Origin of the sequence: Streptococcus oralis (assembly GCF_026782285.1) — a bacterium.
In the GTDB taxonomy this organism is placed as follows: domain Bacteria; phylum Bacillota; class Bacilli; order Lactobacillales; family Streptococcaceae; genus Streptococcus; species Streptococcus oralis_CG.
The window spans coordinates 427,125-449,571 of record NZ_JAKUWG010000007.1; the positions used below are offsets into that span (position 1 = coordinate 427,125).

Consider the following 22,447-nt stretch of genomic DNA (forward strand, 5'->3'; position numbering starts at 1 on the left):
TAACAGAAATGTTGCTGTCTTTTTTTGTCGGCCGATAGAAAGTGAAAAATATGTTAAAGAAAAATGATATTGTAGAAGTTGAAATTGTTGATTTGACCCATGAAGGTGCGGGGGTTGCTAAGGTAGATGGTTTGGTTTTCTTTGTAGAAAATGCTCTACCAACTGAGAAAATCCTCATGCGAGTCCTTAAGGTCAATAAAAAGATTGGTTTTGGGAAAGTTGAAGAATACCTTACTCACTCTCCGCATCGTAACAAAGACCTTGACCTAGCTTATCTACGCTCAGGTATCGCTGATTTGGGGCATCTTGCTTATCCAGAGCAGCTCAAGTTTAAAACCAAGCAAGTCAAAGATAGTCTTTACAAGATAGCTGGCATTACCGATGTAGAAGTTGCTGAAACGCTTGGTATGGAACATCCAGTCAAGTATCGAAATAAGGCACAGGTGCCCGTTCGTCGAGTGAATGGTGTCTTGGAAACTGGCTTTTTCCGTAAGAATTCGCACGATCTCATGCCCCTTGAAGATTTCTTTATACAAGATCCTGTCATTGATCAAGTCGTAGTAGCTCTACGAGATTTGCTTCGTCGTTTTGATTTGAGACCTTATGACGAAAAGGAGCAGTCTGGCTTGATTCGCAATCTCGTTGTGCGTCGTGGTCACTATTCAGGACAAATCATGGTTATCTTAGTGACTACACGTCCTAAAGTTTTCCGAGTGGAGCAGTTGATTGAACAACTTATCAAGCAGTTCTCAGAGATTGTGTCTGTCATGCAAAATATCAACGACCAGAATACCAATGCGATTTTTGGTAAGGATTGGAAGACTCTTTATGGTCAAGACTATATTACGGACCAGATGTTGGGAAATGACTTCCAAATCGCTGGCCCAGCTTTTTATCAAGTAAATACGGAAATGGCAGAGAAACTTTATCAAACAGCTATTGATTTTGCGGAGTTAAGAGAAGATGATGTGGTGATCGATGCCTACTCAGGGATTGGAACGATTGGATTATCCGTTGCAAAGCATGTCAAAGAAGTCTACGGTGTTGAAGTGATTCCAGAAGCAGTTGAGAATAGCCAGAAAAATGCTTCTTTGAACAAGATTACTAATGCTCACTATGTTTGTGATACAGCTGAAAATGCAATGAAGAATTGGCTCAAGGAAGGTATTCAACCAACTGCCATTCTTGTTGACCCACCACGCAAGGGCTTGACCGAAAGCTTCATCAAAGCAAGTAGCCAAACAGGAGCTAACCGAATTGCTTACATCTCCTGCAATGTTGCTACCATGGCGCGTGATATCAAACTCTACCAAGAATTGGGATATGAATTGAAGAAAGTCCAGCCGGTGGATCTGTTTCCGCAGACGCATCACGTCGAGTGTGTAGGATTGCTGGTAAAAGCCTAGAAACCTTTTAGCAAAAAGTTTTATGAAGTCACTGGAAACAGTGACTTTTTATCTTTGACGGGGGTGTACCAAGCGCCATATTGATGAGGAAGCTCTGCAGCAGACCTTCATTGGAGCCTTATAGGCTCTTCTTAGCTACAAGATAAGTGGCATAATTTTAGCGAAGAGCAAAAACTGGAGAAGTTTCATGCGACTCAATTAAAGGCGATACTTGATAGTGATAAGGAAAAATTCAATGGAAGAAAAATATACCAATTTTTTGAGAAGATTACTCTTGGAGAAGACGGCGCCATGACAGTCAAATTTTTAGAAGGAATAGAAGTAAAGTTGTAAGGCCATAGCTAAGAGAGGAAGTGCTCATGCTATGGCCTTTTTATTTTTTGAAATACGATTTATTATCTATTATGACTAGTGCAGCGATTGAGTTAACCATACTATTTAAAACAATTAACCAAAAAGGTTGACAAAGATTAAAAAATGGTTTATAGTTACATTATAAGAGGTAAATGGAGGAAAATAAAATGATTACAGAATATGGAAAATTTCTAAGAAAATTAAGAATAGACCAAGGCCAAATCCTCAAAACAATGGCAGAAAAGCTAGGTGTCAGCTCAGCCTTTTTATCAGCCGTAGAGAATGGTAAGAAGAAAATCCCAAAAACTTGGGAAGAAAAACTAGTAAAGGAGTACAAGTTGGACGAAGAGCAGTTAACTGAATTGAGACGTTCTCAGCAAGATAGTCAACAGTTGATTGAAATTAATTTGGCAATGTTAACTGATGCACAGAAAGATACAGCATTTGCTTTTGCGAGAAGTCTTGAAAGATTCGATACTCAAGATTTATCAAATCTTGCTAAATTTTTTAATAAGAATTCGGAGGAAGTTAATGACCTATAATTATAAAGTAGCCCCATGTTCTAGATTAGAAATTCGAAACTATGCTGATTATTTCCGCGATAAGACAAAATTGTCTAATGAACTTGCGTATCCAATTGTGGAGGTTTTTGAATTATTGGCGGAAACTGGATATTATGATTATGAGATTGTTCCAATTAAGGATATGCCTAATAGCTATGGAGAAACTCTCAAAGGTGAAAACTTAATTCGTATTCGTGAGGATATATATGAGAAAGCTTGTGAAGATGATGGATTTTCCCGATCCACAATTGCTCATGAACTTCTTCATTTTTTTAAACATCGTCAAGAAGAGATAGTTTTTTGTCGTACGGTTGAAGAAATGAAAAGTAGAAAAGCCTATGAAGACCCTGAGTGGCAAGCTAATTGTTTCGCGGGAGAATTATTGGTTCCAAAAAGACTAGTTAAAAATTTGTCTGTTGAAGAGGTAGTAGAACAATGCAAAGTTACACAAGCAATGGCTAGTATTCAGCTCAGACAATATAAAAAAGAAGGTTGGTAAAAGAAAAAGCCTTTGAGTGGGGACTCAAGGCTTGAATAGAGCGGCTGGGTAAACCGACACATACACTATCAGTCTACCATAGTCGCCTTGATATTTCAATAGAAAGGTTTTACTTTATGGTAAAAGTTCAAGGTAACCGAAAAGGTTGCAAAGACGTTTTTAATGCATTCCTAGTGAAAGATGCTGCTTATGCAGGAAATGAAGAAATTCCGATTATTAAACCTTATGATGGCGTTTTGCCGGAAAAAATGGTTCTATTTTCAAAAAGACATCAAAGCACAGAGAAATTTTCTTGGTTGTGTTTTTATGAGGATGATTATAAATTTGAAAATCTTTGGAGAAATCCAAAACTTCATTTAGACACACTTTCTAAGTTTGAAGGAGTTATCCTTCCTGACTTCAGTTTATTTAGAGATATGCCGTATAACATGCAAGTAAATAATATATATAGAAGTCGTGCTATAGGTGCTTGGCTTCAATCAATGGGAATTCCAGTCATTCCAAATATTCGTTGGGGGGATGAGAGAACTTATGATATTGCTTGCTTAGGTATATCAAAAGATAATGTGATTTCTGTTGGCTCGCATGGTCAGATGAGAGATTTAGATGACAGGAAGCATTTTATCAACGGGCTGGATTATGTTGTCGATAAACTTCGCCCTCATGCAATTCTTGTATACGGTGCCTTACCAGATGATGTATTTGATTGGTACCGTCTTCAAGGAATTAATATTCTTCACTATCCAAGTAATGCTTCGTTGGCTTATATGCAAGGTGGTGCCTAATGGGGACTGGATATCACGGAGGATTTGGTAGAACAATAGGTACTGAGGCGTTTGAATTTCATCAATCGGAAATTCCAGAGAGCTCCTTGTTACTAGATTTGATTAATCAAAGTAGTTCTGGTAAAAAAGTAGCTGACATGTATGTCGAACTGATTGCTAACTATAAAAGCCTTCAAAAAGGTATAGTGGGAATAATGCTTTCCAAAGATGATAAAGATACATATAAGGTAAAATTTTTTACTCGTGAAAATGAGAGTCTGGCAATCATTTCGGTACCCAAAATACTATTACGTTGCATTAGCTTTACGGAATTTAAAGCATATTTTATATAGTGTTTTTAAAAAAGTGGATTTTTTAGGGGAAATTAAGATTATCCATTTTAAAAAGTACAGAAGTTAATTAATAAGGCCATAGCTAAGAGTAGTAGTACTATAGTTATGGTCTTTTCTGCATTTATGAGGTAAAATAGAACTAGTAATTAAACAGAGGAGGAAGTACAGAATGCGTAATAACGATGCGCGATTACAGCCTGATAAATCTGTGAGTACAAGAATATTGAACGAGGACTATTTTGAAGAACTTGATAAGAAATTATGTAGGTTTAAAATCTTAAGGACTGAAGCAGTTGAGCTTTCTAAAGGTATAATCGGTGACAATTTGTTATTAGAAGATCAGTTTTTCACATCTGCATTAGGAAAATTAGTTGATGTGTTGGATGGTCTCTCCATAATGCTCAGGGAAAGGAATGTTTCTTGTTCTGGGGTTTTACTTAGGGTTCAATTGGATAATTTAATGCGAGTGTTTGCAGCTTTTATATCAGAGGATAGAAAGAAATTTATTAGCAGTTTTTTAGAAGGAACCCCTATAAATAAACTAAAAGATAATGACGGGAGACTCATGACGGATGGGCAGTTGAGAAGGAGGCTGACTTTGTACTGTTCTAAAATTGATAAAGTGTACAAGGAAATGTCAGGCTTTGTTCATCTTTCTGCTTCAGCTTATGAGAAAACTTGGTGGCTTATTCAAGATAATGTTATAAATATGGCAATAGGTATTTCGGCTAGAGAGGAGTTGAATCCCAAGCTTCTAGAAATTGCGGATGCGTTTATCTATTTTGTAGAGTTAGAATTTGAATTATTTGATAAAGTAGTGATTTCAAAGTCTGTTGCAGATGAAGAGCTACGGAACAAGTCTGTTTTGAATGAGTAGCATACGTTTAATGGTTTAATTCGGATATTCTGTGAATCATTATTTCGTTTCACAGTATGGGAAGCTAACGTCAGCACACGTCGAGTGTGTAAGCTTGTTAGTGAAACGCAGTTAATCCTCAAAAGATTCACCCAAACCTTTTGAGTCCCACAAACGTATCATGTTGAGGCGGTATCACTGCTTGTACGAGCTGATTAAACAAGGGTGTAGCTAGTGAAAATCCTACAGTAAGGAGTTTAAACATGAAATTCCATGAATTTGGTGATAAGAATTTGCCTCCTATTTTACTGATACATGGTGGTGGCAGTTCTTGGTGGAATTATCTTCGTCAAGCACGAATCTTGTCAAAAGAATACCGTATTATTCTACCCAATTTGAATGGCCACGGCGAGGAATATCAACTTGATTATGTTTCTACTGAAGATTCTGCTTTGGAGATTCTAGACTATATCAAAGCAAACTGTGGTGGGAAATTGTTTGCAATCGGTGGTGTTTCACTTGGTGGTCAAATTGCCAGGGAGCTTTTGTCTTTAGACAGTGAAATTGCTGAGAAGGCCATCATAGATGGAAGCCTCTGTATTCCTCAACCAAGGTTAGCTAAAATCAGCATCTTTCTAGTTTTTCTATTTGGTAAACTGATGTTCAATAAATTCTCTTGCAAACTTCAGTTAAGCATGATGAACAAACTCTATCCTAAACTGGCTTATCCAGAGGAAATAAAAGCTTATTATTTGGAGGATTTGCCAAGGACGCCTGTCAAAACATTGGTGACCATTTACAAAAACTATATGGGATGTTACAAGCTGAAAGATATGATTTCTGCTAGCAAGGCTCAGGTTCTGTATATTTATGGTGAAAAAGAATTGAACTGTGTGAAAGAATCAGCGAAATTATTTCATCAGCTACATTCAAATACAATTTTGTATGAAGCAAAGGGCTATAACCACGGCTATTTATCGGCTTACCTGCCTCAAGAGTGGGTTGATTTGGTGGTACCATTTTTAAAGAGCGATTCATTGGAAATGTGAGATAAATCTGATATGCTGTAAGGAGGATTCTTATGATTGGAGCAATAGTAGGAGACATTGTAGGTTCTGTTTATGAATGGGACAATATTTAAAACCAAGGAATTTCCTTTATTTTGTGAGGATTGTTTTTTCACGGATGATACGGTAAGTCCGAACCGCTGAGTGTGTGAGTTTGTTAGTGAAACGTAGTTAATCCTCAAAATAAAGAAACTAAAACTCCATTATTTTGAGATGACAGCCTAAATTGGTTTTAAGGAGGTGTTATATTGATAGAGAGCAGACCTGAGTTTGATAAAATCACATCCTTTGATGAATTTAATAAATTCTATTGGTATCGGGATGAACTTTCACAGATATGCAAGTCATTAGGGCTTGAATATAGAGGTACAAAACAGGAACTCAATCATATTATTGAGCAGTACTTTAAGGGGAATTTGATTAAAAAATCATCAACAAAAAGAAATAAGAAACGAGTAGAAGTCGTTGCCTTAGATACACCCTTACTTGAAAGTGGATTTTCCTTTAATGCACACTTTAGAGAATATTTTTCAACTTTAACAGGTGTTTCACCCTTTAAATTTACTGCTGATATGGCCACTGCTTGGAGAAAAGTCAAAAGAGAACATGATTTGAGATTTACAATTCAAGATATGCTAAAAGTTTATTATGGAGATTCAGATTATGCCAAGTATGACCATTCGGTTTGTCAATGGAATCAATTTTTAAAGGATTTCTGTGCAGACGAAAATAGTCGCAACTACTCGAATAAACTAAAAGTAGCTTCTATTCTTTGGAAAGAAGTTAGAAATTCAAAAAATGAAAAAATTTATTCAAAGAATCTTTTGACTAAATATGCTGATAAAATAAAAGAGTATGGCAAGGTAGTTCAATAAAAGTGCCTTTGTTTTGAAAATCTGAATTTTTAACTGGCTATTATACATGTCTTGTTTTATGATTTAGAGACTTTAAAACCTTTTGATTTGATTGCTGTTCGCTTAGCTGAATTAAAGCAGTATCTAAGTTTAAAGTAAGCTACAATCATTTTAAGCGATTTTGAGCAAGTCAAGGATATTTTTTCTGAAGACGGAGTAAGTAGTGAGCTAGTGTAGATTTACCCACATCTATTTGTCTTTTTAAACGGATTTATAAAACCTAAAAATATGGAGGATATTTTATGATGCAAGTAAATGAGTTTATTAATAAAGTAGATATTACAGATAGTGATAATGTCACTTGTGAATTTGAAGTACGTAAAAAGGCAATGGATTTTTATAAGAAGTATCCTTTTTATGAGGAAGATGATTGGAAGATTATTAAGTTTCAAAACTCAGTTGATAAATATAATAAATTAAAGAATAATAAAGATATTGAAGCATACAAAGAAAAATCAAAATCAGGATATAAGGGAGCTCATTTGCTTGTCAATAAATCGAAAGGTATTGCACTTACGGCTGACATTCTTACTTCAATCACTGTTCCGTATAAAAAAATTACCAATGTTGAACCTAGCTTGAAAGGTGGTAAAGAAATAAAAGACGGGATATTAAAAGGTGATTTAGAAATACCACATGATTTGGAACCTTATTTTAAAGCTTTTGCTATTGTTTACTATTGGTGTGGAAATATGATGCCAGTGGTGGAAAGTTTCATCCCTGGAAGTGATGGAGCAGATAACTGGCTTTGGAAGATGAATATAATAATTAATTGTCATAAAGGTGGTCCCCATCAAAACTGGAGAGATTGGATTAAAGAAAACTGGGGAGAAGATCTAAACAAATTCATCACAGATTACTATTTTGAAGATTGTTTTGACAAGGATAGTTTAATCATAAAGAATATTGTTCCAAGTCTCAAAGAAGACTATGTTGTTTCATTAAGTTGTCATTACTTACATCTCCTTCAAGAAAATGAACATAAATTAGCAAAAGAATTTTTAATCAATCATGTAAAAGTGATTATTCAAAGAAGTTACCGAATCGAGAATAAATTTCATGGGGATTGGAAGAAGAAAGAGAAGGATGAGGTAAAAGGAATTTTTAAAGAGATATTCGCGCAAGCTGGATTTAATGTCAAACAGATTAATAAAATGGTTTCTTTATTTTAGATAGTTAAGTGATAATTTTTAGAAGCTAGTCGTCTGATATAATTTACTAATCTTTATTCAAATTATATTTTATATGCTTAAAATTCTTAGTAAACGCTTTTTCTATGTTTTTATAAACCATTCTTCAGTACGTCCGAGTTCTCTTTTCCGTGATTTCATTATATAATAGCATTGTAAGTAATATCATGTGTAGTTAGTCAGGCGTTTCTATTTAGAACTTAAGGAGAAAATAAATGAAAAAAGCAATGGTAATTATCAACCCTACCTCTGGTGGGGAGAAGGCTTTGGATTATAAGATCAAGCTGGAGAATAAGGCAAAAGATTATTTTGAGCACGTGGAAACCAAAATTACCGAAAAAGCGCTGGATGCAACACACTTTGCTGAGGAAGCGTCTCGTGAGCAGTACGATGCAGTGGTTGTTTTCGGCGGAGACGGGACTGTCAATGAAGTCATTTCGGGTATTGCTGAGAGAGACTACACTCCGAAGTTAGGGATTATCCCTGGCGGTACGGGCAACCTCATTACCAAACTGTTGGAAATCAATCAAGACATCGATGGCGCGATTGACGAACTTGATTTTAATTTAACCAATAAGATTGATATTGGTAAAGCAAATGACAACTATTTTTGTTATATCTTTAGTATCGGTTCTCTGCCTGAGGCAATTCACAATGTGGAGATCGAGGACAAGACAAAATTCGGTATTTTAGCCTATGCTGTAAATACCATGAAGTCTGTGATGACGGATCAGGTCTTTAACATTAAGGTTGAGACAGAAAATGGAAATTATGATGGCGAAGCAAGTCATGTTTTGGTCCTTTTGACAAATTACTTCGCTGACAAGAAAATCTTTGAAGAAAACAAGGACGGCTATGCTAATATTTTGATTCTAAAAGATGCTTCAATATTCTCTAAATTATCCGTCATTCCTGATTTACTAAAAGGAGATGTTGTCGGCAATGATAATATTGAGTATATCAGAGCGCGTAATATTAAGATCTCTTCAGATAGTGAATTGGAGTCAGATGTTGACGGCGATAAATCGGATAACCTACCTGTAGAAATCAAAGTCCTAGCTCAGCGAGTAGAAGTATTTTCAAAGCCGAAAGAGTAGAAGGTAAAAATTACTTTATTATTCACAACGAAATTAAGTTCTATATCAATGATTGGAGGAGGAATGAATTCTCTATTTGATGAATTTCGAACAATTTGTTTTCATTTAAACCAAGTCGGAATCACTCCGACGCTCATGGGATCTTTGGGGTTTGAATACCGTTCAAATGAAGAATGGGGGCCGTCTGACATTGACATTCATGTGCCTGGTGACCCTAGAGGTTGGGAAGCGCCTGATCATCTCAGGATTTATGACTGGGACAAGATATTGAAAGTGATGAACCGCTTAGGCTATACCTTGGTAGACATTCACGAGCACGAATTCCAAAAAGATGGCGTGAGTGTTGAATTTGGAAGTATCGATTCCTTACCTGATTTTGCAGGAGTTTCGGAATCGGATATAGAGCTTATTCACCTCGAGGACATCACTTTTCGTGTTCCAAGTTTGGAACAGTATCTAAGTATTTACAAAGCTTCTTCTCAAGACTCCTATCGAAATAATCAAAATAGCAATAAAGATTTTAAGAAGATAGAATGGCTGGAAAGACATTTGTAAATCATCATTTAAAAAGTAGTAAGTTGTAAGACTGGCTGCTTTTTTATTTTGCAAAACAAACCATCAAAACTACAGACAAGCCTTGCAAATAAAATTTTAAAGTAGTATACTAGAATCACAGCTATGAAAACGTTTGCGTTATAAGTAAATTAGGAGACAAAACAATGGAATTAACAGCCATTTACCATAGACCAGAGTCGGAGTATGCTTATCTATATAAGGATAAGCAAATGCACATCCGTATCCGGACCAAGAAAGATGATATCGAAAGCATCAACTTACATTATGGTGATCCTTTTATCTTTATAGAGGATCGTTATGAAGCAATCAAGGAGATGAGGAAACTTACCTCCGATGCTTTGTTTGATTACTGGCAAGTGGAGGTTACAGTTGGCTATGCCCGACTCCAGTATCTTTTTGAAGTCAAGGATAAGCAAGGTCGGAGAATCTTATACGGCGATAAGGGGTGTGTTCCAAACACGCTTGAAAATCTTCATTATGAAGGAAATGGTTTTAAAATACCGTATATCCATGAGATTGATGCTTGCCATGTTCCTGACTGGGTAGCAGAGACGATATGGTACCAGATTTTTCCTGAACGCTTTGCTAATGGCAATCCTGAGATTTCTCCAGAGGGGGCTCTAACTTGGGATTCCTCTATCAAACCAAAGACGAGCGATTTCTTTGGCGGAGATTTGCAAGGCATCATTGACCATCTGGATTACTTACAAGACTTAGGAATTACTGGGCTTTATCTTTGTCCCATCTTTGAATCTCCAAGCAATCACAAGTACAATACGACGGATTATTTCGAAATTGACCGTCATTTTGGAGACAAGAAAACCTTCCGTCAACTGGTGGATCAAGCCCATCAGAGAGGCATGAAAATCATGCTGGACGCTGTTTTCAACCATATCGGAGACCAATCTCCACAGTGGCAGGATGTTCTCAAACATGGTGAAGATTCCGTTTATAAAGACTGGTTCCATGTTCAAGAGTTCCCAGTGACAAAGGATAAGCTTGGGAATCCAAGAAAGCTCCCTTATCATACCTTTGCCTTTGAGAGCTATATGCCTAAGCTCAATACGGCAAATCCTCAAGTGAGAGACTATCTGTTGAGCGTTGCGACCTACTGGATTGAAGAGTTTGATATCGATGCATGGCGCCTGGATGTAGCTAATGAAGTCGACCATCAATTTTGGCGAGATTTCCGTAAGGCTGTCTTGGCTATAAAGCCTGACCTTTATATTCTTGGAGAAGTCTGGCACACTTCCCAGCCCTGGCTAAATGGAGATGAATTCCACGCAGTTATGAACTATCCTCTGTCTGATAGTATCAAGGATTATTTCTTGCGAGGGGTTAAGAAGCCTTATCAATTTATCGATGAAATCAATAGTCAGTCTATGTACTATAGACAGCAGATTTCGGAAGTGATGTTCAATCTCTTGGATTCGCATGATACGGAGCGTATTTTGACTACTGCCAAGGGAGATAGCCAACTTGTTAAGTCTACCCTAACCTGCCTCTTTTTACAAAGGGGAACTCCGTGTTTCTACTATGGAACCGAGTTAGGGTTAGACGGAGGGCCAGACCCAGATTGTCGTCGCGTTATGCCTTGGGAACGTGTTTCCGAAAGCAATGAGATGCTTAATTTCATGAAGAAATTGATTCAGCTTCGCAAGAGTGTTTCAGACATTATCCAACATGGAACCTACAACCTGAAAGAAATCAAGCCGGATGTGGTATCTTTAACATGGGATTATGATGGACGAAAGGTCCGAGCTGTTTTTAACCAATCAGCAGAAAATTATCTTGTAGACAGTGATTCTGTGGTTCTAGCAAGTCATTGTCAAGAAATAGAACAGCAACTGGTAATATTGCCTAAAGGTTTTATAATCCGATAAAAATCGTACTCAAAAAGACTGTTATGAATAGGTGATTCGTGCAGTCTTTTTTTGACTTATGTAGTATAATATAGCTAAGTCAACGATTACTAGCTGCATGATTAATGAATACTGTTTAAAATGAAAAAGAGACTTGTACTCTAGAAGGAGCGTTTCATGAAACGAACGAGAAAAGTAGTAGCCTTGGGATTGTGTTTGCCCTTATTTCTTGGATTGGCTGCTTGTCAGCAAAATAATACGAGCACTGAAGCTGCAAACCAGACACAGACCAGTTCGGATAAAGTTCCTTGGACGGCTTCATATACAAATCTGAATAATCAGGTCAGTACCGAAGAGGTCAAATCTCTCTTATCAGCTCACTTGGACCCAAATAGTGTTGATGCATTTTTCAATCTTGTCACAGACTATAATGCGACTGTCGGTTCTACTGGCTTAAGTGGTGATTTTGCCTCCTTTACAAAAACAGAATACGACGTAGAGAAAATCAGCAATCTCTGGAATCAAAAAAAGGGTGACTTTGTCGGGACCAACTGCCGTATTAATAGCTATGCGCTCTTGAAAAATTCGGTCACAATTCCAAAACTTGAAAAGAATGATCAGCTTCTTTTTGTTGATAACGATGCTATCGATAAGGGAAAGCTATTTGATGCGAAAGATAAGGAAGAGTTTGATATTCTATTTTCTAGGGTGGAGACGGAAGCAACGACGAATGTAAAAGTTCACGCGCAGAAGATGGAGAAATTCTTCTCCCAGTTTCAGTTCAATGATAAAGCTCGAATGTTGTCTGTTGTGTTGCATGATAATTTGGATGGAGAGTTTCTTTTTGTTGGACACGTAGGTGTTTTAGTGCCAGCTGATGATGGTTTCTTATTTGTAGAGAAACTGACTTTTGAAGAGCCTTATCAAGCTATTAAGTTTGCGAGCAAGGAAGATTGTTACAAGTATCTATCCACTAAATATGCGGATTACACAGGTGATGGACTAGCTAAGCCTTTCATTATGGACAATGAAAAGTGGATTGAAGGATATTAAGCTAGGCAAGGGAGAAGTAGTATGGAGACAGTAGTAGCACTTTTAGTTGTCATTCTTATCGGATTCTGGGCTGTAAACATTCTCAAGCCTCGTAAGGCAAATAAAAAAGAAAGATTTTTAGGCTATATGCAGCGCTATGACATAGATGGTGAGGGTTATCAGTCAGAAGTCTGGGAAGTGACAGAAGATGAGGAATAGCATCTTTTGTGACATATCTACAACAACAATTGCTTTTTAAAACCGTAATATTAAATGCTACTAACATAATATAAATTGAGTGTCATTCTTAATTTAGTATACTCTAGATGAAACATTTTGAAAGGAAATTATATGTACAATTCATTTTCTGATATTCCAACTGTAAAAGACGAATTTATGATTGACAAATACATTCTTGGGTTATCAAATTTTATTACTGGATGCGAAACTCCTTTAACACTAGCTATTCAAGGCGATTGGGGAACCGGAAAAACCAGCATCATGTATCAAGTTGAAGAAAAACTTAAAGAAAAATCGTCAAGTAATTCAAAAAGAAAAATTAAAACAATATTTTTTAATACTTGGCAATATTCACAATTTGATATGGATAAGGATTTAGCAGTCACGTTAATTACAGATTTAATTGATGAATTAGAAGTAACTGATGTAGATAAAAGAGAGAACTTTAAAAAATCTTTGGCAGTTATTACAAAAAGTATGGAATATCTAAAACTAGATTTTGGTCTCTTAAACATTGAAAAAATTAATAATCAACTTCTAAAATTAATAAGCAATGAGGAAAAAGCTAATAATTTAAAAAATCTGAAACAAAATCTACAAAGTATCATTGATGACTTTGTTAAAGAAAATAATTATGAAAAGATAGTAATTTTCATTGATGACCTTGACAGATTGGTTCCAAAAAAAGCGATTGAATTCCTAGAAATTTTAAAACTTTTCTTAGATTGCAGAAATTGTGTCTTTGTTTTAGCTATTGATTATAATGTTGTTTTAAGAGGAACAAAAAGTAAGTATGGTGATGATTTGGACAACGAAAAAGGAAAAGCTTTTTTTGAGAAAATAATTCAAGTGCCTTTTACTGTACCTGTTGCAAATTATCATATGGAGAACTTTGTTAAAGTCTCTTTGAAAAAAATTAATTTTTATTTTAATGATGACGTTACACAGAATGTAACTCAATTAATTAGAGACTCAATCGGAAATAATCCTCGCAGTGTTAACAGATTATTCAATTCTGTTAGCCTTTTAATGCATATTATAAATTCAAATAATGAGTTAGAAAATGATGACAAATTACTAATCATAGCTACAGTATGTTTTCAATTACGATTTGATGAAGCTTATGACTATTTATTGACTTCATATAACAATAGTCCAGAAGATTCTGAAGAAACCAAATATTTTCTCATTGATTTACTTGAAAATTCATTTGAAATATCTGACGATGCTGATTATAATTCTCTTGTGTCTCGCTATGGTATCTTTAGTTTTAAAAATCAAAAAGAGTTAGAATCTTTCAGAAAATTTTTTAATACTTTAAAATTATTGCTTAAATATAATGTTGATAAATTAGAAGTTGAAGAGTTCGAAAATTTGATGAAAAGAATGAGCTTTTCAAATACAATTTCAACCGGAAACTTCGATATAGATATAAATAAAACCTCAACTCAAAATCATTCACCGAATGAAGATGTTCAATTCGTTATTCGCAAATTATTTAATACACTGGTTAATACAAATCATTTCGACCTTTCGAAACCAGAGTATTTTGGAAAAGAGAAGAAGGAAGAACGCGAAAAGCCAATTTCATTAGATTTTATAAAGATAGCTAATGAATATAATATAGTTCGATTAACACAAGGAAAAGGACAAGGATTAAATATTTACTCTCAAAATAATAAATCGAACTCAATTTATATATCAGGTGATACTTATGGAAATATAAATAATGATGGTATACAAATCTATGTTAATAAGAAACTAGTAGGAAAGATTAATAGAAACACCTATAAACATTTTAAAGCTAAAACGTTACGACAGAATCTCCAAAAATATGACGAATTTGAAAAAACTTTTTTAAGTGATTTTTCAAGTCTCTTAGAGGATGCAAAAAAATATTTTTAACTTTTTTAGTGCTTTTTGATTTCACTAGTTGACTAAGCAATGCAATCTCATCATTGCGCATATTTTACAAAGTTTATTCTTTGTAGTTTCTCTAATATTGGTATATAATTTAATATAGAGTGATTTCTAGATAGGAGAGGGATAATGGAATTAAAAGATTTTACTGAAAAAGAACAGGAAACGATAAAGCAGGGACTGACAACATCTGAAATTAGCGATAAGGAAACCGCTGCTAAAATCCTTGCCCTAGTACCTCAGGAATGGATCAAACGCATTCCCTTTTTCGTGCGAAAACACGCTACAACTCGAACAATAAAGCGTATTTCTATCGAACATCCAGAGCTCTACGCAGTTGCCAAGAGAAGTGGTGAGATTCCTGAGAAGGAACGAGAAGAATTGCGCCAAATCATTACAGATATTTTCCAAGAGAAAATGAATAAGCATAAGATTAAATAATTTTGAGAGGAACTAAAAATAAGTTCCTTTTTTAATCGTTTTCAGTTGATTGGACTTTAACTTTTGGGTGGCAATTTAACTATTCGCGAACAAATTTTAAGAAAATTTAAAAAAAGTACTTTACAAGTTCTTGTAAACATGATATAGTTATAAGGCTTAGAAAATGAGATGATGTTTTCTAGCAAATATAAACCCGAGTAAAAAATGCCTACGGACAGGCAGGGTTGAATGCCGAAGCGTGGTTGAAAAGCCGCATTATTGATAGGGTTAAAAGCCTACTTTTATAAGTTGATGTTAGGACGCTTGTCCTAATTCATAAATTTTAGTGTGGTGAAAGCACACGTCATCTTGTGAAACGATCAATAAAGTACGTAATATTTGCTACTAGAGAGTTAGGAAACATCGGGAACAGACATACTCAACAGAAACCAAAATAAAAACGTCAGAAGATTGCAGAGCAGGTGAAAACCTGCTCTTTTTTCATAAGTCAAGCTTTGGTCGCCTTCATTTTTTTAGGCGCTAAAAATATGGTAAAGGAGTATGTCTTGATAAAATTAGATCAGAACCAGGCCCCTATTTATGAAGGTCTGATTAAGTTACGAAAGAAAAGGATTGTTCCCTTTGATGTACCAGGTCACAAGCGGGGACGCGGAAATCCAGAACTTGTTGAATTGTTGGGAGAAAAATGTGTTGGCATTGATGTCAATTCTATGAAACCCTTGGATAATCTAGGCCATCCCATTTCGATTATTCGAGATGCAGAGGAGCTGGCTGCGGATGCTTTTGGAGCAGCGCATGCCTTTCTCATGATTGGTGGAACAACATCATCTGTTCAAACCATGATTCTTTCCACCTGCAAGGCTGGAGATAAGATTATTCTGCCGCGAAATGTTCACAAATCTGCTATCAATGCGCTGGTTCTATGTGGTGCCATTCCCATCTATATCGAGATGAGTGTAGATCCTAAAATTGGTATCGCTTTAGGTCTTGAAAATGACCGTGTTGCACAGGCCATCAAGGAACATTCGGATGCTAAAGCTATCCTAATCAACAATCCTACCTACTATGGGATTTGTTCAGACCTCAAGGGTTTAACGGAAATGGCTCATAAAGCTAGCATGCTGGTTTTAGTAGATGAAGCTCATGGAGCGCATTTGCATTTTACAGACAAATTGCCACTATCTGCTATGGACGCTGGCGCTGATATGGCGGCGGTCTCTATGCATAAGTCTGGTGGGAGTTTGACCCAGAGCTCCATCCTGCTTATCGGGGAGCGTATGAATCCTGAATATGTTCGACAGATCATTAACCTGGCCCAGTCTACATCTGCCTCTTACTTGTTGATGGCAAGTCTTGATATTTCACGTCGTAATCTAGCTCTTCGTGGTAAAGAGTCTTTTGAGAAGGTTATTGAACTATCCGAGTATGCTCGTCGTGAAATCAATGCTATCGGTGGTTACTATGCCTACTCAAAAGAGTTAATAGACGGTGTGTCGGTCTGTGATTTTGACGTGACCAAGCTGTCAGTCTACACTCAGGGTATTGGCTTAACAGGTATCGAAGTTTATGACCTCCTGCGAGACGAATATGATATTCAGATTGAGTTTGGGGATATTGGCAATATCTTGGCTTATATTTCCATCGGCGATCGCATCCAAGATATAGAGCGTCTGGTCGGTGCTTTGGCTGATATTAAGAGACTCTATTCAAGAGATGGAAAGGACTTGATTGCTGGAGAATATATCCAACCAGAGTTAGTGCTGTCTCCTCAGGAAGCCTTCTATTCAGAGAGAAGAAGTTTAACCTTGGATGAGTCTGTTGGACAGGTCTGTGGGGAATTTGTCATGTGCTATCCTCCAGGGATTCCAATCCTAGCACCAGGTGAACGTATTACACGAGAAATTGTGGATTATATCCTATTTGCCAAAGAACGTGGTTGCTCCCTCCAAGGGACGGAAGATCCAGAAGTCAATCACATCAACGTTATTGATAGAAAGGAGAACTAGATGGATTTGTGGTTTTCTGAAGTTCATACTCCAGATGTGAAATTATCTTTGAGAACAGCTAAGCAACTCTACGCTGGAAAAAGTGAATGGCAGGATATAGAAGTATTAGATACTCCCGCTTTTGGGAAAATATTAATCTTAAATGGCCATGTCTTGTTTTCAGATGCAGATGATTTTGTCTACAATGAAATGACCGTCCACGTACCGATGGCTGTCCATCCCAATCCAAAGAAAGTCTTGGTTATAGGGGGTGGCGACGGCGGAGTTGCCCAAGTATTAACACTCTATCCCGAACTGGAGCAAATCGATATCGTGGAACCAGATGAAATGCTTGTTGAGGTTTGTCGTGAGTATTTCCCAGACTTTGCTGCAGGGCTAGATGACCCTCGTGTTACGATTTATTATCAAAATGGACTGAGATTTTTGAGAAACTGTGAGGATGATTACGATATCATTATCAACGATGCGACGGATCCATTTGGACATACGGAAGGGCTCTTTACCAAGGAATTTTATGGAAACAGTTACAGAGCTCTCAAAGAAGACGGTATCATGATTTATCAGCATGGTAGTCCTTTCTTTGACGAAGATGAGTCAGCTTGCCGAAGCATGCACCGTAAGGTCAATCAAGCCTTTCCAATCAGTCGGGTTTATCAGGCGCACATCCCAACCAGTCCAGCTGGCTATTGGCTATTTGGATTTGCATCGAAAAAATACCACCCTGTTAAAGATTTTGATAAGGAAGGCTGGAAAAAACGCCAGCTTTTCACAGAATACTACACTGCAAACTTACATGTGGGAGCCTTTATGTTGCCTAAGTATGTAGAAGACATTTTAGAAGAAGAGGAAGGGAAAAAATGAGTCGTCTATTAGTTATCGGATGTGGGGGTGTTGCCCAAGTTGCTATTTCAAAGATTTGCCAAGATAGCGAAACATTTACAGAGATTATGATTGCTAGTCGTACAAAGTCAAAATGTGATGATTTGAAGGCTAAATTAGAAGGCAAAACATGTACAAAGGTTGAAACAGCTGCTCTTGATGCTGATAAGGTAGAAGAAGTGATTGCTTTGATTGAAAGCTACAAACCAGAAGCCGTTTTGAACGTAGCTCTGCCATACCAAGACTTAACTATCATGGATGCTTGTTTGGCGACAGGTGTCCACTATATAGATACTGCCAACTATGAGGCTGAGGATACAGAAGACCCTGAATGGCGCGCCATTTATGAAAAACGTTGCAAGGAACTAGGTTTTACAGCTTACTTTGACTACTCATGGCAGTGGGCTTATCAGGAGAAATTCAAAGAAGCAGGCTTGACAGCTCTTCTTGGTTCTGGTTTTGACCCAGGTGTGACCAGTGTCTTTTCAGCTTATGCTCTCAAGCACTATTTTGATGAAATCCACTATATCGACATTTTAGACTGTAATGGTGGTGACCACGGTTATCCATTTGCGACAAACTTCAACCCAGAAATCAACCTCCGCGAGGTTTCTGCGCCAGGTTCTTACTGGGAAGATGGAAAATGGGTCGAAGTTGAAGCCATGTCTATCAAGCGTGAGTACGATTTCCCTCAAGTCGGGCAAAAAGACATGTATCTCCTTCATCATGAAGAAATTGAATCATTGGCTAAGAACATTCCTGGAGTCAAACGGATTCGTTTCTTTATGACTTTTGGTCAATCTTATCTAACCCACATGAAATGCTTGGAAAACGTTGGTCTCCTTCGTACGGATACCATTAACTTCAATGGACAAGAAATTGTTCCAATCCAATTCTTGAAAGCCTTGCTTCCAGATCCTGCTAGCCTTGGACCACGTACTGTTGGTAAGACCAATATCGGCTGTATCTTTACAGGTGTCAAAGACGGTGTTGAAAAGACCATCTATATCTACAATGTTTGTGACCATCAGGAATGTTACGCAGAAGTTGATTCACAAGCAATTTCTTACACGACAGGCGTTCCAGCCATGATTGGGACTAAATTAGTGATGAATGGAACTTGGAAACAACCCGGAGTCTATAACCTTGAAGAATTGGATCCAGATCCATTTATGGAAGCTTTGAATGAGTATGGTTTGCCTTGGGTTGTGGTAGAAAATCCACAAATGGTGGACTAATGAAGCTAGAACAAGTACCCACACCAGCCTATGTTATTGACCTAGCCAAGTTAAAAGCAAACTGCCGTATCCTACAATATGTTCAAGAAGAAGCTGGTTGCAAGGTTTTGCTTGCCCAGAAGGCATATTCCCTCTACAAAACCTATCCCTTGATTAGCCAGTATCTATCAGGTACAACAGCTAGTGGACTCTATGAGGCCAAGCTAGCTAGAGATGAGTTTCAAGGTGAAGTCCATGTCTTTGCGCCAGCTTTCAAGGATGCAGACTTGGAGGAATTGCTAGAGATAACGGACCATATCGTCTTTAACTCAGAGAGACAGTTGCGTAAACACGGTCCTCGTTGCTGTGAGGCTGGTATTGGTGTCGGTTTACGCCTCAACCCTCAATGTTCTACTCAAGGAAATCACGCGCTCTATGATCCTTGTGCACCTGGCTCCCGGTTCGGAGTGACTTTAGACAAGATACCGAGTGATTTGCTGGACTTGGTGGATGGCCTTCATTTTCATACCCTTTGTGAACAAGGGGCAGATGATTTAGAGACGACTTTGAAAGCTGTAGAAGAACAGTTTGGACCTTATTTACATGAGGTCAAATGGCTCAATATGGGTGGAGGACACCACATAACGAGAGAAGACTATGATGTGGATTTGCTGATTTCTGAAATCAAGCGTATCCGAGAAACTTACAATCTTGAAGTCTATATCGAGCCGGGTGAAGCTATTGCGCTCAATGCGGGTTATCTAGCAACTGAAGTATTGGATATTGTCGAAAACAGTATGGAAATCCTGGTTTTAGATGCCTCCGCGACCTGCCATATGCCAGATGTACTTGAAATGCCCTATCGTCCACCTTTGAGAAATGGATTTGAGGCGCAGGAAAAAATCCATACCTACAGACTTTCTTCCAATACCTGTCTGACGGGCGATGTGATTGGTGATTATAGTTTTGAAAATCCAGTCCAAATCGGTGATAGACTTTACTTTGAAGACATGGCAATCTATTCCTTTGTCAAAAATAATACCTTTAATGGTATTGGCCTCCCAAGTCTCTATCTCATGGACGAGCGAGGTGACTGTAGTCTAGTCAAAGCCTTCGGTTATCAAGACTTTAAAGGGAGATTATCATGATGGACAGTCCAAAGAAATTAGGCTATCGTATGCCAGCAGAGTACGAACCACATCATGGAACCCTCATGATCTGGCCGACTCGACCAGGTTCATGGTCCTTCCAAGGAAAGGCGGCCAAAAGAGCATTTAGCCAAATTATAAAGACCATAGCAGAAGGGGAAACTGTTTATCTTTTGGTGGAGCAGGACTATCTATCTGAAGCCCAATCCTATCTTGGAGACAAGGTTGTTTATCTAGACATTCCTACTAATGATGCCTGGGCGCGTGATACGGGTCCGACTATTCTCGTCAATGATAAAAGAGAAAAGTTGGCAGTAGACTGGTCTTTCAATGCTTGGGGTGGGGCTGTAGATGGTCTCTACCAAGATTATGAAGATGATGACCAAGTAGCCAGTCGGTTTGCTGAGGTCTTGGAAATGCCTGTCTATGATGCCAAACCTTTTGTACTGGAAGGCGGCGCGATCCATAGTGATGGTCAAGGAACCATTCTTGTGACTGAAAGTTGTCTTCTAAGTCCTGGACGCAATCCCCACCTGTCTAAAGAGCAAATTGAAAACACCTTATTAGAGAGCCTTGGCGCTGAAAAAGTTATCTGGCTGCCTTATGGTATTTATCAGGACGAAACTAATGAACACGTTGACAATGTTGCCGCTTTCGTTGGTCCTGCGGAACTTGTCTTAGCTTGGACAGATGATCAAAACGATCCCCAGTATGCCATGTCTGCAGCTGATTTAGCTCTTTTAGAGAAAGAGATGGATGCAAAAGGTCGTCCCTTCACTATTCATAAATTGCCTATCCCAGCTATTCGTCAGGTTGTCACTAAAGAAGATTTACCAGGCTATACCTATGAAGAAGGGGAAGAGGAGCGTTATGAGGGCGAGCGTCTTGCGGCTTCCTATGTCAATTTCTATATTGCCAACAAGGCTGTCCTTGTTCCCCAATTTCAAGATAAAAACGACCAAGTGGCCCTAGATATCCTCAGCAACTATTTCCCAGATCGTAAAGTTGTCGGAATCCCAGCTAGAGATATTCTTTTAGGTGGTGGCAATATCCACTGTATCACCCAACAAATCCCTGAATAGGAGAAAAAGATGAGAAATGTAAGAGTTGCAGCAATCCAGATGCAATGTACCAAGGATGTGGCAACAAATATCCAAACAGCGGAGCGTTTAGTACGTCAAGCTGCAGACAAAGGCGCACAAATCATTCTCTTACCAGAGTTATTTGAACGTCCTTATTTCTGTCAGGAACGCCAGTATGACTACTACCAGTATGCCCAGTCAGTGACAGAAAATACAGCCATTCAGCATTTTAAGGTGATTGCTAAAGAACTACAGGTTGTTCTGCCGATTAGTTTCTATGAAAAAGATGGTAATGTCTTGTATAACTCTATTGCCGTTATTGATGCAGATGGGGAAGTGCTGGGCGTCTATCGGAAGACCCACATACCAGATGATCATTACTATCAAGAAAAGTTTTATTTCACGCCTGGTAACATTGGTTTCAAGGTCTGGGATACGCGCTACGCTAAGATTGGCATCGGCATCTGTTGGGATCAATGGTTCCCTGAAACAGCCCGTTGTCTTGCGTTAAATGGTGCTGAATTGCTCTTTTATCCAACAGCTATTGGTTCAGAACCAATCTTGGATACAGATAGCTGTGGTCATTGGCAACGTACCATGCAGGGGCACGCAGCAGCCAATATTGTCCCGGTCATTGCAGCTAATCGCTACGGTTTGGAGGAAGTCACTCCTAGTGAAGAAAATGGTGGACAGAGTTCCAGTCTTGACTTTTACGGTTCGTCCTTTATGACGGATGAAACAGGAGCTATTCTAGAGCGAGCTGAAAGACAAGGAGAAGCTGTTCTGTTAGCAACTTATGACCTTGATAAGGGAGCAAGTGAACGCCTCAACTGGGGACTGTTTCGAGATAGAAGACCAGAAATGTACCAACGGATTACCGACTAGAAGATAAATTTCATAATAAATTTTTGATATTCACGCCTGTCTTACAAAAATGTAAGATAGGCTTTTTAAATGTAAGATGGGTGTACGATTATACGT

The 22,447-nt window shown here is 37.8% G+C and carries 22 protein-coding genes and 1 pseudogene; all 23 read left to right on the forward strand.

The features are described 5' to 3' along the window. Nucleotides 1-50 precede the first annotated feature (50 nt). The 23 genes and pseudogenes from rlmD (at nt 51) to aguB (ending at nt 22,351) form a co-directional block, all read left to right on the forward strand. Complete coding sequence (gene rlmD, locus MK403_RS07230) at nt 51-1,406, forward strand: 23S rRNA (uracil(1939)-C(5))-methyltransferase RlmD (RefSeq protein ID WP_268709409.1); 1,356 nt, start codon at nt 51-53, stop codon at nt 1,404-1,406. A gap of 521 nt (nt 1,407-1,927) precedes the next feature. Then, nucleotides 1,928-2,302, forward strand: a complete 375-nt coding sequence (locus tag MK403_RS07235; protein WP_268709410.1) for a helix-turn-helix domain-containing protein — start codon at nt 1,928-1,930, stop codon at nt 2,300-2,302. After that, the gene (locus MK403_RS07240) at nt 2,292-2,822 is read left to right on the forward strand and encodes an ImmA/IrrE family metallo-endopeptidase (protein WP_268709411.1); all 531 of its coding nucleotides are present in this window, start codon (nt 2,292-2,294) and stop codon (nt 2,820-2,822) included. Before MK403_RS07235 ends, MK403_RS07240 begins: the two co-directional genes overlap by 11 nt. Before the next feature lie 116 nt (nt 2,823-2,938). Continuing rightward, complete coding sequence (locus MK403_RS07245; RefSeq protein WP_268709412.1) at nt 2,939-3,607, forward strand: DUF4417 domain-containing protein; 669 nt, start codon at nt 2,939-2,941, stop codon at nt 3,605-3,607. After that, complete coding sequence (locus tag MK403_RS07250; protein WP_268709413.1) at nt 3,607-3,939, forward strand: hypothetical protein; 333 nt, start codon at nt 3,607-3,609, stop codon at nt 3,937-3,939. The genes MK403_RS07245 and MK403_RS07250 overlap by 1 nt, the downstream gene beginning before the upstream one ends. Before the next feature lie 169 nt (nt 3,940-4,108). Beyond that, nucleotides 4,109-4,816: a hypothetical protein gene (locus MK403_RS07255; RefSeq protein WP_268709414.1), complete on the forward strand. Its 708-nt coding sequence runs from the start codon at nt 4,109-4,111 to the stop codon at nt 4,814-4,816. A gap of 242 nt (nt 4,817-5,058) precedes the next feature. Beyond that, complete coding sequence (locus MK403_RS07260; RefSeq protein ID WP_268709415.1) at nt 5,059-5,844, forward strand: alpha/beta hydrolase; 786 nt, start codon at nt 5,059-5,061, stop codon at nt 5,842-5,844. A gap of 32 nt (nt 5,845-5,876) precedes the next feature. Continuing rightward, nucleotides 5,877-5,991, forward strand: a pseudogene (locus MK403_RS09470) (ADP-ribosylglycohydrolase family protein); the annotation flags it as partial. Nucleotides 5,992-6,110: 119 nt separating this feature from the next. Further along, the gene (locus MK403_RS07265; protein ID WP_268709416.1) at nt 6,111-6,737 is read left to right on the forward strand and encodes an SAP domain-containing protein; all 627 of its coding nucleotides are present in this window, start codon (nt 6,111-6,113) and stop codon (nt 6,735-6,737) included. 281 nt (nt 6,738-7,018) lie between these two features. Continuing rightward, nucleotides 7,019-7,948: a hypothetical protein gene (locus MK403_RS07270; protein ID WP_268709417.1), complete on the forward strand. Its 930-nt coding sequence runs from the start codon at nt 7,019-7,021 to the stop codon at nt 7,946-7,948. Nucleotides 7,949-8,181: 233 nt separating this feature from the next. Then, nucleotides 8,182-9,063, forward strand: a complete 882-nt coding sequence (locus MK403_RS07275) for a diacylglycerol/lipid kinase family protein (protein WP_268709418.1) — start codon at nt 8,182-8,184, stop codon at nt 9,061-9,063. A 63-nt stretch (nt 9,064-9,126) separates the two neighbouring features. Further along, a complete protein-coding gene (locus MK403_RS07280) occupies nt 9,127-9,618 on the forward strand; it encodes a phosphoribosylanthranilate isomerase (RefSeq protein WP_268709419.1) in 492 nt (163 codons plus the stop codon). A 164-nt stretch (nt 9,619-9,782) separates the two neighbouring features. Next, complete coding sequence (locus MK403_RS07285; RefSeq protein WP_268709420.1) at nt 9,783-11,522, forward strand: glycoside hydrolase family 13 protein; 1,740 nt, start codon at nt 9,783-9,785, stop codon at nt 11,520-11,522. A 156-nt stretch (nt 11,523-11,678) separates the two neighbouring features. Further along, on the forward strand, nt 11,679-12,554 hold the full coding sequence (locus MK403_RS07290; RefSeq protein ID WP_084925886.1) for a DUF4300 family protein: 876 nt from the start codon (nt 11,679-11,681) through the stop codon (nt 12,552-12,554). A gap of 21 nt (nt 12,555-12,575) precedes the next feature. Then, nucleotides 12,576-12,752, forward strand: coding sequence for a hypothetical protein (locus MK403_RS07295; RefSeq protein ID WP_000451081.1), 177 nt, complete (start codon nt 12,576-12,578; stop codon nt 12,750-12,752). A 132-nt stretch (nt 12,753-12,884) separates the two neighbouring features. Continuing rightward, nucleotides 12,885-14,678, forward strand: coding sequence for a KAP family P-loop NTPase fold protein (locus MK403_RS07300; protein WP_084925884.1), 1,794 nt, complete (start codon nt 12,885-12,887; stop codon nt 14,676-14,678). A 144-nt stretch (nt 14,679-14,822) separates the two neighbouring features. Continuing rightward, a complete protein-coding gene (locus tag MK403_RS07305; protein WP_268709421.1) occupies nt 14,823-15,134 on the forward strand; it encodes a hypothetical protein in 312 nt (103 codons plus the stop codon). A gap of 545 nt (nt 15,135-15,679) precedes the next feature. After that, nucleotides 15,680-17,140 carry an aminotransferase class I/II-fold pyridoxal phosphate-dependent enzyme gene (locus tag MK403_RS07310; RefSeq protein ID WP_268709422.1) on the forward strand — a complete coding sequence of 487 codons (1,461 nt, stop codon included), beginning with the start codon at nt 15,680-15,682 and terminating at the stop codon, nt 17,138-17,140. Continuing rightward, complete coding sequence (speE, locus tag MK403_RS07315; RefSeq protein WP_000366713.1) at nt 17,141-18,001, forward strand: polyamine aminopropyltransferase; 861 nt, start codon at nt 17,141-17,143, stop codon at nt 17,999-18,001. It abuts the gene before it with no gap. Next, nucleotides 17,998-19,257 (forward strand): saccharopine dehydrogenase family protein, encoded by a 1,260-nt coding sequence (locus MK403_RS07320; RefSeq protein ID WP_268709423.1) that lies wholly within the window; start codon nt 17,998-18,000, stop codon nt 19,255-19,257. The genes speE and MK403_RS07320 overlap by 4 nt, the downstream gene beginning before the upstream one ends. Continuing rightward, nucleotides 19,257-20,384 (forward strand): carboxynorspermidine decarboxylase, encoded by a 1,128-nt coding sequence (gene nspC, locus MK403_RS07325; protein WP_268709424.1) that lies wholly within the window; start codon nt 19,257-19,259, stop codon nt 20,382-20,384. Before MK403_RS07320 ends, nspC begins: the two co-directional genes overlap by 1 nt. Continuing rightward, nucleotides 20,381-21,466 (forward strand): agmatine deiminase, encoded by a 1,086-nt coding sequence (gene aguA, locus MK403_RS07330; protein WP_268709425.1) that lies wholly within the window; start codon nt 20,381-20,383, stop codon nt 21,464-21,466. Before nspC ends, aguA begins: the two co-directional genes overlap by 4 nt. A gap of 9 nt (nt 21,467-21,475) precedes the next feature. Next, nucleotides 21,476-22,351: an N-carbamoylputrescine amidase gene (gene aguB / locus MK403_RS07335; protein WP_001246750.1), complete on the forward strand. Its 876-nt coding sequence runs from the start codon at nt 21,476-21,478 to the stop codon at nt 22,349-22,351. Nucleotides 22,352-22,447 lie beyond the last annotated feature (96 nt).

What these genes read in the sequence shown, in the direction of transcription:
- rlmD (WP_268709409.1), top strand. Translation starts at nt 51, where the DNA reads ATGTTAAAGAAAAATGATATTGTAGAAGTTGAAATTGTTGATTTGACC.
- MK403_RS07235 (WP_268709410.1), top strand. Translation starts at nt 1,928, where the DNA reads ATGATTACAGAATATGGAAAATTTCTAAGAAAATTAAGAATAGACCAA.
- MK403_RS07240 (WP_268709411.1), top strand. Translation starts at nt 2,292, where the DNA reads ATGACCTATAATTATAAAGTAGCCCCATGTTCTAGATTAGAAATTCGA.
- MK403_RS07245 (WP_268709412.1), top strand. Translation starts at nt 2,939, where the DNA reads ATGGTAAAAGTTCAAGGTAACCGAAAAGGTTGCAAAGACGTTTTTAAT.
- MK403_RS07250 (WP_268709413.1), top strand. Translation starts at nt 3,607, where the DNA reads ATGGGGACTGGATATCACGGAGGATTTGGTAGAACAATAGGTACTGAG.
- MK403_RS07255 (WP_268709414.1), top strand. Translation starts at nt 4,109, where the DNA reads ATGCGTAATAACGATGCGCGATTACAGCCTGATAAATCTGTGAGTACA.
- MK403_RS07260 (WP_268709415.1), top strand. Translation starts at nt 5,059, where the DNA reads ATGAAATTCCATGAATTTGGTGATAAGAATTTGCCTCCTATTTTACTG.
- MK403_RS07270 (WP_268709417.1), top strand. Translation starts at nt 7,019, where the DNA reads ATGATGCAAGTAAATGAGTTTATTAATAAAGTAGATATTACAGATAGT.
- MK403_RS07275 (WP_268709418.1), top strand. Translation starts at nt 8,182, where the DNA reads ATGAAAAAAGCAATGGTAATTATCAACCCTACCTCTGGTGGGGAGAAG.
- MK403_RS07280 (WP_268709419.1), top strand. Translation starts at nt 9,127, where the DNA reads ATGAATTCTCTATTTGATGAATTTCGAACAATTTGTTTTCATTTAAAC.
- MK403_RS07285 (WP_268709420.1), top strand. Translation starts at nt 9,783, where the DNA reads ATGGAATTAACAGCCATTTACCATAGACCAGAGTCGGAGTATGCTTAT.
- MK403_RS07290 (WP_084925886.1), top strand. Translation starts at nt 11,679, where the DNA reads ATGAAACGAACGAGAAAAGTAGTAGCCTTGGGATTGTGTTTGCCCTTA.
- MK403_RS07295 (WP_000451081.1), top strand. Translation starts at nt 12,576, where the DNA reads ATGGAGACAGTAGTAGCACTTTTAGTTGTCATTCTTATCGGATTCTGG.
- MK403_RS07300 (WP_084925884.1), top strand. Translation starts at nt 12,885, where the DNA reads ATGTACAATTCATTTTCTGATATTCCAACTGTAAAAGACGAATTTATG.
- MK403_RS07305 (WP_268709421.1), top strand. Translation starts at nt 14,823, where the DNA reads ATGGAATTAAAAGATTTTACTGAAAAAGAACAGGAAACGATAAAGCAG.
- speE (WP_000366713.1), top strand. Translation starts at nt 17,141, where the DNA reads ATGGATTTGTGGTTTTCTGAAGTTCATACTCCAGATGTGAAATTATCT.
- MK403_RS07320 (WP_268709423.1), top strand. Translation starts at nt 17,998, where the DNA reads ATGAGTCGTCTATTAGTTATCGGATGTGGGGGTGTTGCCCAAGTTGCT.
- nspC (WP_268709424.1), top strand. Translation starts at nt 19,257, where the DNA reads ATGAAGCTAGAACAAGTACCCACACCAGCCTATGTTATTGACCTAGCC.
- aguA (WP_268709425.1), top strand. Translation starts at nt 20,381, where the DNA reads ATGATGGACAGTCCAAAGAAATTAGGCTATCGTATGCCAGCAGAGTAC.
- aguB (WP_001246750.1), top strand. Translation starts at nt 21,476, where the DNA reads ATGAGAAATGTAAGAGTTGCAGCAATCCAGATGCAATGTACCAAGGAT.